General features: G+C 67.9%; 11 protein-coding genes. 9 read left to right on the top strand and 2 right to left on the bottom strand.

The window, feature by feature from the left end:
* Positions 1 to 17 precede the first annotated feature (17 nt).
* Positions 18 to 1,460 (top strand): hemolysin family protein, encoded by a 1,443-nt coding sequence (locus Uis4E_RS10485; RefSeq protein ID WP_101623084.1) that lies wholly within the window; start codon positions 18 to 20, stop codon positions 1,458 to 1,460.
* A gap of 1 nt (position 1,461) precedes the next feature.
* On the top strand, positions 1,462 to 2,472 hold the full coding sequence (gene era, locus Uis4E_RS10480; protein WP_101623083.1) for a GTPase Era: 1,011 nt from the start codon (positions 1,462 to 1,464) through the stop codon (positions 2,470 to 2,472).
* A 76-nt stretch (positions 2,473 to 2,548) separates the two neighbouring features.
* Here the strand turns inward: era and Uis4E_RS10475 are convergent, their stop codons facing one another.
* Entirely contained in the window at positions 2,549 to 4,189 is a 1,641-nt protein-coding gene (locus Uis4E_RS10475; RefSeq protein ID WP_101623082.1) for a type 1 periplasmic-binding domain-containing protein, read from the bottom strand.
* 97 nt (positions 4,190 to 4,286) lie between these two features.
* Positions 4,287 to 5,507, bottom strand: coding sequence for an NADP-dependent isocitrate dehydrogenase (locus Uis4E_RS10470; protein WP_101623081.1), 1,221 nt, complete (start codon positions 5,505 to 5,507; stop codon positions 4,287 to 4,289).
* A 139-nt stretch (positions 5,508 to 5,646) separates the two neighbouring features.
* Here Uis4E_RS10470 and Uis4E_RS10465 point away from each other — a divergent pair, with 139 nt between their 5' ends.
* From Uis4E_RS10465 to yddG, 7 genes are all read left to right on the top strand, one after another.
* Complete coding sequence (locus Uis4E_RS10465) at positions 5,647 to 6,774, top strand: GuaB3 family IMP dehydrogenase-related protein (RefSeq protein ID WP_101623080.1); 1,128 nt, start codon at positions 5,647 to 5,649, stop codon at positions 6,772 to 6,774.
* 153 nt (positions 6,775 to 6,927) lie between these two features.
* Positions 6,928 to 7,431 (top strand): Rv3235 family protein, encoded by a 504-nt coding sequence (locus Uis4E_RS10460; RefSeq protein ID WP_101623079.1) that lies wholly within the window; start codon positions 6,928 to 6,930, stop codon positions 7,429 to 7,431.
* Between the two features lie 50 nt (positions 7,432 to 7,481).
* Complete coding sequence (locus Uis4E_RS10455; RefSeq protein WP_101623078.1) at positions 7,482 to 9,578, top strand: AMP-dependent synthetase/ligase; 2,097 nt, start codon at positions 7,482 to 7,484, stop codon at positions 9,576 to 9,578.
* 2 nt (positions 9,579 to 9,580) lie between these two features.
* Positions 9,581 to 10,066 carry a peptide deformylase gene (gene def, locus Uis4E_RS10450; protein ID WP_101623077.1) on the top strand — a complete coding sequence of 162 codons (486 nt, stop codon included), beginning with the start codon at positions 9,581 to 9,583 and terminating at the stop codon, positions 10,064 to 10,066.
* Between the two features lie 305 nt (positions 10,067 to 10,371).
* Positions 10,372 to 11,184 carry a 30S ribosomal protein S2 gene (rpsB, locus tag Uis4E_RS10445; RefSeq protein WP_101623076.1) on the top strand — a complete coding sequence of 271 codons (813 nt, stop codon included), beginning with the start codon at positions 10,372 to 10,374 and terminating at the stop codon, positions 11,182 to 11,184.
* A gap of 131 nt (positions 11,185 to 11,315) precedes the next feature.
* Positions 11,316 to 12,167: a translation elongation factor Ts gene (gene tsf, locus Uis4E_RS10440; RefSeq protein WP_101623075.1), complete on the top strand. Its 852-nt coding sequence runs from the start codon at positions 11,316 to 11,318 to the stop codon at positions 12,165 to 12,167.
* A 173-nt stretch (positions 12,168 to 12,340) separates the two neighbouring features.
* Positions 12,341 to 13,279, top strand: a complete 939-nt coding sequence (gene yddG, locus Uis4E_RS10435) for an aromatic amino acid DMT transporter YddG (protein WP_101623074.1) — start codon at positions 12,341 to 12,343, stop codon at positions 13,277 to 13,279.
* Positions 13,280 to 13,290: the final 11 nt, after the last annotated feature.

Here is a 13,290-nt window from a genome sequence, read left to right as displayed (position 1 = left end):
AAGGAAACGCAACACCGATGGAGTATTCCCAACAGACCCTGATCGCGGTCACCGCCGCGCTCGTCATCGTCGCCGCGCTGATGGTGTGGCTGTCCCTGTCCCTCGCCGCCGCCGAAGGCGCGGTCGGCAGGGTCACGCGCGCCAGCCTCAACAACCTCGTGCTGGAGGCGCAGACCGACGGCGAGCTCACCCAGTTCAGCCGCATGAAGCGCGTCGACCGCATCCACCGCGTGCAGCGGCTCATCGCCGACCGGTACGTGACCGCCGGCGCATGCGCGTTCTTCCGCATCGCCAGCAACGTGCTCGTCGGCGTGCTCGTCGCCATCGTCGCCGGATTGTGGGATTCCCGCGTGTGGCTCGCGCTCGTCATCGGATCCGTCGTCGCCATCATCGTCGCCGTGGTCAGCGTGTTCGTCCGCCCACGCGAGACCGGCGCGATCAAGCCCGCCGACATCATGATCGAACACTCCCGTCTCGTCGCCGCGGCCGTGAGGCTCACGCCGTTCCTGCGCTTCGGCGCGGCGCGCGAGGGCCGCCGCCGCGCGCAGGAGCTGTCCGACGACGAGGAGCTGGAGAAGATCCAGCAGGAGCAGGGGCGCGCCACCATCGACCGTCTCGTCGAGTCGAACGACTTCGACCCCGAGGTCTCCGAGATGCTGCGCAACGTGCTCACCCTGTCCGACACGCTGACCCGCGAGATCATGGTGCCGCGCACCGACATGATCTGCATCGAGAAGGACGCGACGCTCGAGGCGATGCTCAAGCTGTGCTCGCGTTCCGGCTTCTCCCGCGTGCCCGTCATCGGCGACGACGTCGACGACCTCATCGGCGTCGCCTACCTCAAGGACGCCGTGCGCGCCACCGCGTTCAATCCGGCGGCGCTCGACCGCGCCGTCGCATCCATCGTGCGCGACCCGATGCTCGTGCCCGAATCCAAGCCGGTCGACGACCTGTTCCACCAGATGCAGCGCTCCCGGCAGCACGTCGCCGTCGTCGTCGACGAATACGGCGGCATCGCCGGACTCGTCACCATCGAGGACGCCATCGAGCAGATCGTCGGCGAACTCGAGGACGAGCACGACCGCACGCAGCGCGAGGAGCCGGAGCGGATCGGCGACCGCAGATGGCGGATGCCGGCGCGCACGCCCATCGCCGACCTGGAGGAGATCTTCGAGATCGACATCGACGAGGACGACGTCGACACCGTCTACGGGCTGCTCACCAAGCTGCTCGGCCGCGTGCCGATCGTCGGGGCCTCCGCCGTGACCCGCGGATTGAGGCTCACCGCCGTCGACTCCGCCGGCCGGCGCAAGAAGGTGTCCACCATCGTGGTGGAGCCCGCCCACGTCGAGGGGCGCGAGGAAGATGGCAACGCCGGAGACGGCGAGCGGCAGTCCAAGGCGTCCGATGACGACGCCGACGGCAGGGCCGCGGACACGACAACACAAGCCAAGGAGTGACATGACCGACACCGCCGTATCGACGAACGAGAACACGACCGCGGACGACGGCGCGGACCGCCGCGGGGCGCAGCCGTACCGTTCCGGATTCGTGGCGGTCGTGGGCCGGCCGAACGTCGGCAAATCCACGCTCATCAACGCGCTCATCGGCACGCGCATCGCCATCACGTCGTCCCGTCCCGAGACCACGCGCAAGGCGATCCGCGGCATCCTCACCACCGAGAACGCGCAGCTCGTGCTCGTCGACACGCCCGGCATCCACCGTCCGCGCACGCTGCTCGGCCAGCGGCTCAACGACATCGTCGACGAAAGCCTGTCCGACGTGGACGAGGTGGCGTTCCTGCTGCCCGCCGACCAGGAGATCGGCCCCGGCGACAAGCGCATCCTGTCCCGTCTGCGCTCCGACTTCGCCGTGAAGCGCGACGACGGCACGTTCGCGTGGAAGGTGCCGCTGATCGCCGTCGTCACCAAGATCGACGAGCTTACGCGCGAGCAGCTCGTCGCCAAGCTCATCGAGATCGACGGGTTCGCCGACTTCGCGGACATCGTGCCGGTGAGCGCCCTCGGGCACGACAACGTCGACGAGGTGCGCAAGGTGCTCGTCGAGCACATGCCGGAAGGCCCGCAGATGTACCCGGAGGAGCAGATCAGCGAGGAGCGTCCCGAGGAGACGATCGCCGAGCTCATCCGCGGCGCGTTTCTCGAACAGCTGGACGACGAGCTGCCGCATTCGCTGGCGGTCGTCGTCGACTCCATCGACTATCCGGAGGACAACGAGACCGGCGAGGCCTACGACGGCAAGGCGGACGTGCGCGTCTCCATCTACGTGGAGCGCGACTCGCAGAAGCCGATCATCATCGGCAAGGGCGCGAGGAACCTGACCGCCGTGAAGAAGAAGCTGCGCACCCCCGTCAACCGCATCGTCGGGCAGAAGGCGCGCCTCGACCTGCACGTCAAGGTCGCCAAGAGCTGGCAGTCCGATCCCAAGCAATTGGAACGTCTCGGCTTCTAGCTTTCCGACATGACGTCGAAGGCCCGCTCTCCGTTCGGGGAGAGCGGGCCTTCGACGTATTCGGCGCGAGGCGCGGTCACAGGCCGGCGTCGGCCATGGTGATGTAGCCGGGGTCGATGAGCGTGGCCTTGAGGTTCGAGGCGCTGACGGCGAGCGGCTCCTCCTCCACGACGGTCGTCTTCTTCAACGCGCCCGGAGCCTTCTTCTTCGACGCGTAGGCGAGCTTGCCGAGCGACTCGCCCCGGTTGAGCCTCACCGTGACCTCGGCCGTGTCGGAGGCCAGTGCGACGCGGTTCTCCAGACCGGTCATCCACTGCTTGCCGTTCACCACCTGCGGCAGGGTGTCCACGTAGCCGCCGAAGCCGGTGACGATCGGCCAGCGGCGGTTCGTCTCGTCGACGCCGGACCGCACGGGCGTGTCGGCGTCTCCGGAGTCGTCCGAACCCGTGTCGTCGCCCTCGGGGGCCTTCGCGGGGTCGGGCACGCTGCCGCGTTGCAGGTCCTTGCGGCCGGCGATGTTGCCGACGATGCCCGAAATGGTGATCTGCGGGTTGATGTCCGCGGCGGATCCGGTGTATCCGAGCGCGTCGAGCTCGTCGGTCACCGCGGCCGCCACATAGTCGTTCATCGCGATGACGCCGTCGATGCGCGTATACGAAGTGCCGTCGGCGGTCTTCTTCGTCGGCAGGCGCTTGTCGACCTCCGCCGTGATGCGTTTCTCGTCGGTGGCGTCGACGGTCACGTCGTTCCAGTCGTCGTCGGACGTGCCCTTGGTGAGCAGGCCGGACGGCGAATACGCCTTGCCTTGGGTGAAGTACGGTTGCAGCACCTTCCAGATGCCGGCGAACGCCTCGCGTGCGAAGGCGTCGTCGTCGACGGCGTCGGCCGTCTCGTCGCCGTCCTTCGCGTCCGCGGAATAGGGGATGAACACCTCGACGGCCTTCGGGTTGTCCTTGCTGGCCTTGGCCAGGTCGAGCTTCGTGACGAGCTTCTGCGCCTGCACGCGGCCGATCTGCTCGGCCGTGGAGAACCGCACGAACGCGTCCGGCGTGATGTCGTCCACCCCGTTGGCGAGCAGGATGACGTGCATGCCGGAATCCTGCGCGAGCTGGAGGGCGGAGGCGAGACGGGCGTACGCGTCGTCCTGCGCCGCGTCGTCCGCGGACGTATCCGCCTCGTCCGTCGCGTCCGTGCCCGCGGAACCGGACTGCGACGTGTCGGAGGAGGATTCCGATTGCGGCCGTGTGACATAGTCGCCGTACTGGCGCGTCGACGAATCCATGGGGACCGCCGGCGCGACGATCAGCGTCGTGCGCTTCGCCTCCTCCTTGCCGGACTTCGACGCGTCGTCGGCGGTCATATGGTCCACGACCCAATCCTGCACGTCGCGGCTCTGCGCGTCGAGGTCGGAGGAGGTCTTCGTCTCGATCGACTTCTTCGCCATGCCGGCGTCGACGAGCCTCGCCGTGATCTCGGGCGTCAGCTTCGCCCATTTGTTGAGCGGTGTGCGCTGGGAGATGGTGATGCCGTCCGACGGCGTGAAGATGACGGCGCTGCCGGCCGTCGTCTTCGACGTGGCCGCGGCACCGCCGGATGACGGGGCGTCGCCCTGCGCGCCGTCCTGCGCCGCGCCGCACGCCGCGCAGGAGACGAGCATGGCGACGCCCGCCGCCATGGCGATCAGTCGTGCCGCGGGATTGCTGCTGCGAAGTGCCATGGGACGGGATTCCTTTCGATCGGCGGGCTGTTGCACTGCCGTCGATTGTAGTAGCATCCCCGCGGATCCGCCGCGAGGGGAGCCTCGCGTGCCGCCGTCAGTCGGCGAGCGCCTTGGCGAGGTTCTCGTCGAGCGCGTCCATGAAGCCCTCGGTGTCGAGCCACGGCTCGTCGGGACCGATGAGCATGGCGAGGTCCTTGGTCATCTGACCTCCTTCGACGGTGGAGACGATGACCTTCTCGAGCGTCTCGGCGAAGTGGCGGACCTCCGGGGTGCCGTCGAGGTCGGCGCGGTGCTTGAGGCCGCCGGTCCAGGCGAAGATCGAGGCGATCGGGTTCGTGGAGGTCTTCTCGCCCTTGAGCCAGCGGCGGTAGTGGCGGGTGACGGTGCCGTGGGCGGCCTCGGCCTCGACGGTCTGTCCGTCGGGGGTCATGAGCACGGAGGTCATGAGGCCGAGGGAGCCGAAGCCCTGGGCGACGGAGTCGGACTGCACGTCGCCGTCATAGTTCTTGCAGGCCCAGATGTAGCCGCCGTGCCACTTGAGGGAGCTGGCGACCATGTCGTCGATGAGGCGGTGCTCGTAGGTGAGGCCCTCCGCCTCGAAGCGCTCCTTGTATTCGGTCTCGTAGATCTCGGCGAAGATGTCCTTGAACTGGCCGTCGTACGCCTTGAGGATCGTGTTCTTCGTGGACAGGTACACGGGGTAGTGGCGCATGAGGCCGTAGTTGAAGCAGGCGCGCGCGAAGCCGCGGATCGAATCGTTGACGTTGTACTGCACCTGGGCGACGCCGCCGTCGGCGCCGTAGTCGTAGACCACGTGCTGGATCGGCTCGGAGCCGTCCTCGGGCGTGAAGGTGACGGTGAGGCGCCCGGCGCCGGGCACCTTGAAGTCGGTGGCCTTGTACTGGTCGCCGAAGGCGTGGCGGGCGACGACGATCGGCTTGGTCCATCCGGGCACGAGGCGCGGCACGTTGCTCATGACGATCGGCTCGCGGAAGATGGTGCCGCCGAGGATGTTGCGGATCGTGCCGTTGGGGGATTTCCACATCTTCTTCAGGCCGAACTCCCTGACGCGGGCCTCGTCGGGGGTGATCGTCGCGCACTTGACGCCCACGTGCTCGCGCTGGATGGCGTGCGCGGCGTCGATGGTGACCTGGTCGTCGGTGGCGTCGCGGTTCTCGATGCCCAGATCGTAGTAGTCGAGATCCACGTCGAGGTACGGCAGGATGAGACGGTTCTTGATGTCCTTCCAGATGACGCGCGTCATCTCGTCGCCGTCGAGCTCGACGACCTTGCCTTCGACCTTGATTCTGGCCATGCTTCCTCCTGACAGTTCGGTTGAGACATTGCCCATTCCTAGCGCAGGAATGTAACGCCGCGGGCGGGCGTTCGATTATGTGAGATGACGGGCGGGACACAGCGCGCCGCCGTCCCGCGCGCGCATTAGTCTCGGAGGCATGTCTCAGGAAATTGAAATCGGTTTGGGCAAGAAGGGCCGCATGGCCTACTCGCTGGACGACGTCTCGATCGTCCCCTCCCGCAGGACGCGCGACCCGCAGGACGTCTCCACGTCCTGGCAGGTCGACGCCTACGAGTTCGACGTGCCGGTCATCGGCGCCCCGATGGACTCGGTGACGAGCCCGGCCACCGCGATCGCGATGGGCAAGCTCGGCGCGCTCGGCGTGCTCGACCTCGAGGGTCTGTGGACCCGCTACGACGATCCGGAGCCGTATCTGGAGGAGATCGCGGACCTGCCGGCCGAGGGCGCGACCCGCCGCATCCAGGAGATCTACGCGGAGCCGATCAAGCCGGAGCTCATCACGAAGCGCCTGCACGAGATCCGCGACGCCGGCGTCACCGTGGCCGGCGCGCTCTCCCCGCAGCGCACCCAGCAGTTCTACTCGACCGTGGTCGAGGCGGGCGTCGACCTGTTCGTGATCCGCGGCACCGCCGTGTCCGCCGAACACGTCTCGCAGGACCACGAGCCGCTCAACCTCAAGCAGTTCATCTACGATCTGGACGTGCCGGTCATCGTCGGCGGCGCCGCCAACTACACGGCCGCCCTGCACCTGATGCGCACGGGCGCGGCCGGCGTGCTCGTCGGCTTCGGCGGCGGCGCCGTGTCCGCCACGCGCCAGACGATCGGCGTCGAGGCGCCGATGGCGACCGCCATCGCCGACGTGGCCGAGGCGCGCCGCGACTACATGGACGAGTCGGGCGGCCGTTACGTGCAGCTCATCGCCGACGGCGGCATGGGCGACTCCGGCAGCTTCGTCAAGGCGCTCGCCCTCGGCGCGGACGCGGTCATGCTCGGCGCGCCGCTCGCCCGTGCCGCCGAGGCGCCGGGCCGCGGCAAGCACTGGGGCGCCGAGGCCCGCCACCAGACGCTGCCGCGCGGCTTCCGCACCGATGTCGGCACGGTCGCGCCGCTCGAGCAGATCCTGTTCGGTCCGAGCCACACGGCCGACGGCACCACGAACTTCGTCGGCGCGCTGCGTCGCGCGATGGCGTCCACCGGCTACGTGGACGTGAAGAACTTCCAGCGTTGCGGCGTGGTCGTCACGCCGTACGCCGGCCGCCGCTGAGAGGCGCCGTCAGGGCACGGTTATCCACCGGGTTGTCCACGGTGATGCACCAAGGTCCCGCGTCCGTTGACGCGGGACCTTTCGCATGATGGGATGGGTCGCACGCCCGTCCCGGTGTGGGGCGGGCGGGAGACCCGGACGAAGGAGCCCGCCATGCAGCCAGTGCAATACGTCATCTTCCCGTCGGCCGGATTCGCGCACGGCCGCACGCCGCCCGTCTACGAGGGCGTCATCCACGTCGAACTGTCCGCCGAACCGGTGCCGTACCGCATCGTCGCCGTCGTCGACGACGCGATGACGGACGGGCAGATGCACGCGATGGCCGTATCCGGCTGCCGCGTCGCGTGCCTCGCGGCCGACGTGATGCGCGGCAGCCTGTCCCCGGCGATCCTGCGCCGCGCGGTGGAGCCGTCATGCGTCGGCAAGCTGGAGACCATGGCGTACATGATGGACGGCAGGATGCGCGTCGACGACGCCTACCGGGCGCGGATGCGCTACCTGCCGGTCGTGCCCTTCTCCGTGGACGGGATGCTGGTGAGCGCCGTCGCGCTCGAACTCGCCGTGCACCTGTCCGTCGGCGGGGAATCCTACTGGTCGAACCTCAGGTTCGAGGTGCGCGGGTCGCGGTGGATGTGCACGGTCGCCGACATCGGATGACGCGGGCCCTCCGGCATGGCTGATACCGGACCGGGTATAGTCTGGTGTCCATGTTGCGTGAGTATATTTCCGACCCCGAGTATGTGACCGACGACGGCGACACGATCTTCTCGCTGCTCGCCGCCCGCGCCGAAGGCGCTCCCGATGACGAGATCGCCGAATACCAGGACGACGACCGCCGCTGGCATTCGGTGACGGCGTCAGAGATGCTGGGACGCGTGCGCGCCGTGGCGAAGGGACTGCTCGGATTGGGCGTGCGCCCCGGCACCATGGTCGCCATCTACTCGGCCACCTGCTACGAGTGGGGCGTGACGGACTTCGCCTGCGCGGCCATCGGCGCGGTCAGCGTGCCGATCTACGAGACCGATTCGGAACGCCAGGCCGCCTCGATCATCGAGGACACCGCGCCGCTGATCGCCTTCGCCGGCGACCAGGCGCACGCGCAGACCCTCGAACAGGTGCGCGACGAGGTCAGGAGCCTCGAATACGTGTTCAACTTCAAGGCGAACGGACTCGACGCGGTCGCCGACTTCGGGGCGAACGTCGCCGACGAGGAACTCGACGCGGCCATCGCGCGCGTGAAGGCCGACGACATGACGACCATCGTCTACACGTCCGGCTCCACAGGCAAGCCGAAGGGCGCGATGCTGTCCAACCGCAACTTCACGCACATCGTGAAGAACGGCTACATCATCCTCGAGGACATGCTCTACAACCCGAACCGCCTGCTGCTGTTCCTCCCGCTGGCGCACTGCTTCGCCCGCTACATCCAGTACGTGGCCATCGGCGGCCACGGCGTCGTCGGCTACATCCCCGGGGCCAGGCACCTGCTCGCCGACCTGCGCTCGTTCAAGCCCACCTACCTGCTCGGCGTGCCCCGCGTGTTCGAGAAGGTGTACAACGCCGCCTCGCAGAAGGCCGGCAACGGCATCGCCGGACGCGTGTTCGCCGCCGCCTACCGCCACTTCGTCCAATGGTCGAAGGACACGCAGGCCGGCAAGGCCCATTCGCCGCTCGCCCGCATCCAGCACTCGTTCTACATGGGCACGGTGGGCAAGTCGGTGCGCTCCGCCCTCGGCCCCAACCTCGCGTGGCTGGCGTGCGGCGGCGCCCCGCTCAACCCGGACCTCGCGCACTTCTTCAACGGCATGGACGGCATCACGTTCATCCAGGGCTACGGCATGACCGAGACCGCCGCCCCGATGCTCGTCAACTGGCAGGACGCCAACAAGGTCGGCTCCGTCGGCAAGCCCGGCCCCGGCATGGGCGTGCGCCAGGGCGAAGGCGACGAGCTGCTGCTCACCGGTCCGAACGTGTTCCTCGGCTACTACAAGCAGCCCGAACTCACCGCCGAGACGAAGACCGCCGACGGATGGATCCGCACCGGAGACCTCGGCACGATCGACGACGACGGCTTCGTCTACATCACCGGCCGCAAGAAGGACATCATCATCACCGCCGGCGGCAAGAACGTGAGCCCCGCGCCGATGGAGGAGACCATCGCCACCTGCCCTATCGTCGACCACGCGGTCGTCGTCGGCGACGGCAAGCCGTTCATCTCCGCGCTCATCGAGCTCGACCCGGAGATGACCCGCTCATGGCTCGCCTCGCAGGGGCTCGACCAGGACGCGCCGATGGCCGAGATCGCGGCGAACGACGCGGTGCGCGCATTCGTCCAGCAGTACGTTGACAAGGCCAACGCGAACGTCTCGCGCGCCGAATCGGTGCGCAAGTTCGCGATTCTCGACGAGGAGTTCAGCCAAGAGACGGGCACGCTGACGCCGAGCATGAAGGTCGTGCGCCCGAAGGTGCTCAAGCGCTACGAGGACGTGATCGAGCATGAGATCTACACGCCCCGCAACCCCGGCAAGCCGCTGCCCGCCACCGTGCGCATCCTCGACAAGACCACCGAATCGGTCAAGCGCACCGCCGAGACCGTCAAGCAGGCATCCGAGACCGTCAACCCCAAGAGCCTGCGCTCCGCCTACGAGCAGGCCAAGGAGAACGTGTCTGATTCGCTTGCTACCGTGTCCGAGAAGATCAAGCGCCAGCCGGAAGGCGCGGACGGGAGCGACGCCGCCGCTGCCCCCGCCGCCCCGGCCGACGACCGCAACGCCACCGACACCACCGACAACGAGGAGAACTAGCCTTGGCCATCCGTGAGATCCGCATCGTCCCCGACCCCGTGCTGCGCACCCCCTGCGACGAGATCTGCGAGATCACGCCCGCCGTGCGCCGTCTGGTCGACGATCTGCTCGAGACCGTCGACGACCCGGGGCGCGCCGGCCTGTCCGCCAATCAGATCGGCGTGAGCCTCAGGGCCTTCTCCTACAACATCGACGGGAAGATCGGCTACGTCCTCAACCCGGTGCTCGAGGAGACGCGCGGCGAGCAGTACGGCGACGAGGGCTGCCTGTCCGTGCCCGGGCTGTGGTACAAGACGCGCCGCGCCGACTACGCGCGCGTGCGCGGCATCGACCTCGACGGCAAGGAGGTCGTGCTGGAGGGCACCGGGCTCATGGGCCGCATGCTCCAGCACGAGACCGACCACCTCGACGGCCACGTCTACCTCGACCGTCTGGAGAAGGAGGAGCGCCGCGCGGCGCTGAAGTACATGCGCGAACACCAGAAGTGACGTCCGGCCCGCAACGGGCGGACGGCCGCGGAGGAGAACGCGGAGAAAACGGGGACCATCGGCCGATTGTTGCGCCGACGGTCCCCTTTTCCATGCGGTGTGCTATCCTGCCGCCTTGTGCGCCAACCGGCGAGGAACGGAGTCGCAGCCGTTCCGGACCACCCAATATCGTCAACCGGCGCGCGAAGAATTCGCGTCATGCCCGCGACGGCCTGTGTCGGTCGGTCCCCACCCGTGGACCACGGGGTGGACTGCACGCAGGTGCGCATGACCAGGCAATAACCGACAAGAAAGGTAGCATCACCATGGCTCAGATCACGATGAGCGAAATGCTGAAGGCCGGCCTGCACTTCGGCCACCAGACCCGCCGCTGGAACCCGAAGATGAAGCAGTTCATCCTCACCCAGCGCAACGGCATCCACATCATCAACCTGTTCAAGTCGCTCGAGATGATCGACAAGGCGTACGACTTCATCAAGACCACCGTCGCCCACAACGGCACCGTGCTCTTCGTCGGCACCAAGAAGCAGGCTCAGGAGGCCATCTCCGCCCAGGCCACCCGCGTGAACATGCCGTACGTCTCCGAGCGTTGGCTCGGCGGCATGCTGACCAACTTCCAGACCGTCTCCAAGCGCGTGAACCGTCTCAAGGAGCTCGAGGAGATGGACTTCTCCGACGTGCACGGCTCCGGCCTGACCAAGAAGGAGCTGCTGCTCCTCGAGCGCGAGAAGGACAAGCTGAACAAGCAGCTCGGCGGCATCCGCAACATGGGCCGCACCCCGTCCGCGATGTTCGTCGTCGACATCAACAAGGAGGCGCTGGCCGTCGAGGAGGCCCACAAGCTGGGCATCCCGGTCGTCGCCATCGTCGACACCAACACCGACCCGGAGTCCGTCGACTACCCGATCCCGGCCAACGACGACGCCATCCGCGGCATCGAGCTGCTGACCAGCCTCATGGCCGACGCCGTCGCCGACGGCCTGCTGGAGCGCTCCGGCAAGGCCGCCAAGGAGGAGGGCGCCTCCGAGCAGCCGATGGCCGCCTGGGAGAAGGAGCTCCTGGAGAACCAGGACGCCACCGCCGCCCCGGCCGCCGAGGGCGAAGCCAAGGCTGAGTGAATCCCCGCTTAAGGATTCGCCAAGCGTGAACCGCCGAGGTTCGCCTACCGCTAGGATGGGAGGTGCAACAATGATTGCACCTCCTGTCGTAGGGGAATGTAATCGAGTTTTATCCCAAGGAGAACAATTTCATGGCAGCTATTACCGCCGCTCTGATCAAGCAGGTTCGTGAGGACACCGGCGCCGGCATGCTCGACGTCAAGAAGGCCCTGACCGAGGCCGAGGGCGACGTCGCCCGCGCCAAGGAGATCATCCGCGCCAAGGGCATCGCCGCGGCCGGCAAGCGCGAGGGCCGCAAGGCCCAGGAAGGCACCATCGCTTCCAAGGTCGTCGAGGGCGCCGAAGGCCAGACCGGCTACGCCGTCGAGCTGAACTCCGAGACCGACTTCGTGGCCAAGACCCCGAAGTTCGTCGAGTTCGCCGACACCATCCTCGGCTACGCCGTCGAGGCCGACGCTGACTCCGTGGACGCCGTCCTGGCCGCCAAGGCCGGCGACGAGACCGTCAAGGAGGCCATCGAGGAGGCCGCCGCCCTGTTCGGCGAGCACGTCAAGGTCGGTCAGTTCGCGAAGATCTCCGGCGAGCACGTCGAGATCTACGCCCACAAGAAGTCCGCCGAGATGCCGCCGAGCATCGTCGCGATGATCGCCACCGACAAGGCCGGCGCCGCCGTTGCGCACGAGGCCGCGCTGCAGATCTCCGCGATGGGCGCCAAGTGGCTGACCCGCGAGGACGTCCCGGCCGACGTGGTCGAGTCCGAGCGTCGCGTCGCCACTGAGAAGTCCCTCGCCGAGGGCAAGCCGGAGAAGATCGTCCCGAAGATCGTCGAGGGCCGTCTCAACGCCTTCTTCAAGGAGGTCGTCCTCCTCGAGCAGCCGTTCGTCAAGGATCCGTCCAAGACCGTCGGCAAGCTCTTCGAAGAGGTCGGCGGCAAGGCCGTGGCCTTCGCCCGCGTCGAGGTCGGCAAGGGCGAGGAGGCCTGAGGCCTTTCCCGTATCCCGTCAATCAGCCTCCAAGGCCGATTGACGGCCATGCGACACGCTGAATGATGGCGGCCGCGCATCCCGTGTGGTGTGCGGCCGCCATCGTATTCCCGTAACGACCCGCGGAACCGCGGGACAGGAGAACACGAAGGACCGACAGGGGAGAACCGATCATGGACGCCGACGAGAAACGCCTCGGGTACGTGCCCGCGACGCGAGCCACTGCCGTGGGGCTGCTCGCCATCGTGGTGTGGAGCCTCATGACCGCCTTGGTGCGCGTCGTCGCCGAATCGTTCGGCGCGACGCTCGGCTCGGCGCTCATCTACACGGCCGGCGTCGCGCTGCTGCTCGTCTTCCACCGTCCCGCGCCGCTCTCGAGATACCCGAAGAGGTACCTGATCGTCGGGGGAACGCTCTTCGTGTTCTACGAGTCCTCCATCTCGCTGTCCATCGGACTGGCGTCCACCGCCGAGCAGTCCGTCGAGGTGAGCCTCGTCAACTATCTGTGGCCCACGCTGATGGTGCTGCTCGCCGCCGCCATCGGCAGGCCGCGGCGCAAAGGCGCCGTATGGAGGGCGTTGCCAGGCGCCGTCGTCGCCACCGTGGGCGTGGCGCTCGCCGTGGGCGGCAACAGCGGGCTGCACGTCGACGCGGCCCTCGGCCACGTCGCCTCCAATCCGCTGCCGTACCTGCTCGCCTTCCTCGGCGCGTTCGCCTGGTCCCTCTACGCGGTGATCACGCCCGCCATGTCCGACGGCCTGGACGGCACATCGGTGTTCTTCCCCGGCGTCGCGGCCGCGTTGTGGATCATCCATGTCGCGTCCGGCGAAGGTCTGCCCGCCGCGATGCCCGGACCGTCCGCATGGATCGCCGTCATCGCCTGCGCGGCGGTCATCGCCGGCGGATACGCGTTCTGGGGGTACGGCATCCTGCACGGCAGCCTCAAGACGCTCGCCGTCGCCTCGTACGCGACGCCCGTGTTGTCGGTGGCCGCCAGCGCGCTCATCCTCGGATTGTCGCTGTCCCTGCCGTTCTGGTGCGGCGCGCTGCTCGTCGTCGCCGGCTCCGTGCTCAACTGGCTCGCCGAGCGGCTGGGCGCGCGCGGGGAGTGATCCGTCGCGGC

Origin of the sequence: Bifidobacterium parmae, assembly GCF_002860365.1 — a bacterium.
In the GTDB taxonomy this organism is placed as follows: domain Bacteria; phylum Actinomycetota; class Actinomycetes; order Actinomycetales; family Bifidobacteriaceae; genus Bifidobacterium; species Bifidobacterium parmae.
This window is presented reverse-complemented; position numbering and strand designations above follow the sequence as displayed.

Excerpts from the sequence above, each read along its gene's own strand:
- Uis4E_RS10485 (WP_101623084.1), top strand. The coding sequence starts at position 18 with ATGGAGTATTCCCAACAGACCCTGATCGCGGTCACCGCCGCGCTCGTC.
- era (WP_101623083.1), top strand. The coding sequence starts at position 1,462 with ATGACCGACACCGCCGTATCGACGAACGAGAACACGACCGCGGACGAC.
- Uis4E_RS10475 (WP_101623082.1), bottom strand. The coding sequence starts at position 4,189 with ATGGCACTTCGCAGCAGCAATCCCGCGGCACGACTGATCGCCATGGCG.
- Uis4E_RS10470 (WP_101623081.1), bottom strand. The coding sequence starts at position 5,507 with ATGGCCAGAATCAAGGTCGAAGGCAAGGTCGTCGAGCTCGACGGCGAC.
- Uis4E_RS10465 (WP_101623080.1), top strand. The coding sequence starts at position 5,647 with ATGTCTCAGGAAATTGAAATCGGTTTGGGCAAGAAGGGCCGCATGGCC.
- Uis4E_RS10460 (WP_101623079.1), top strand. The coding sequence starts at position 6,928 with ATGCAGCCAGTGCAATACGTCATCTTCCCGTCGGCCGGATTCGCGCAC.
- Uis4E_RS10455 (WP_101623078.1), top strand. The coding sequence starts at position 7,482 with ATGTTGCGTGAGTATATTTCCGACCCCGAGTATGTGACCGACGACGGC.
- rpsB (WP_101623076.1), top strand. The coding sequence starts at position 10,372 with ATGGCTCAGATCACGATGAGCGAAATGCTGAAGGCCGGCCTGCACTTC.
- tsf (WP_101623075.1), top strand. The coding sequence starts at position 11,316 with ATGGCAGCTATTACCGCCGCTCTGATCAAGCAGGTTCGTGAGGACACC.
- yddG (WP_101623074.1), top strand. The coding sequence starts at position 12,341 with ATGGACGCCGACGAGAAACGCCTCGGGTACGTGCCCGCGACGCGAGCC.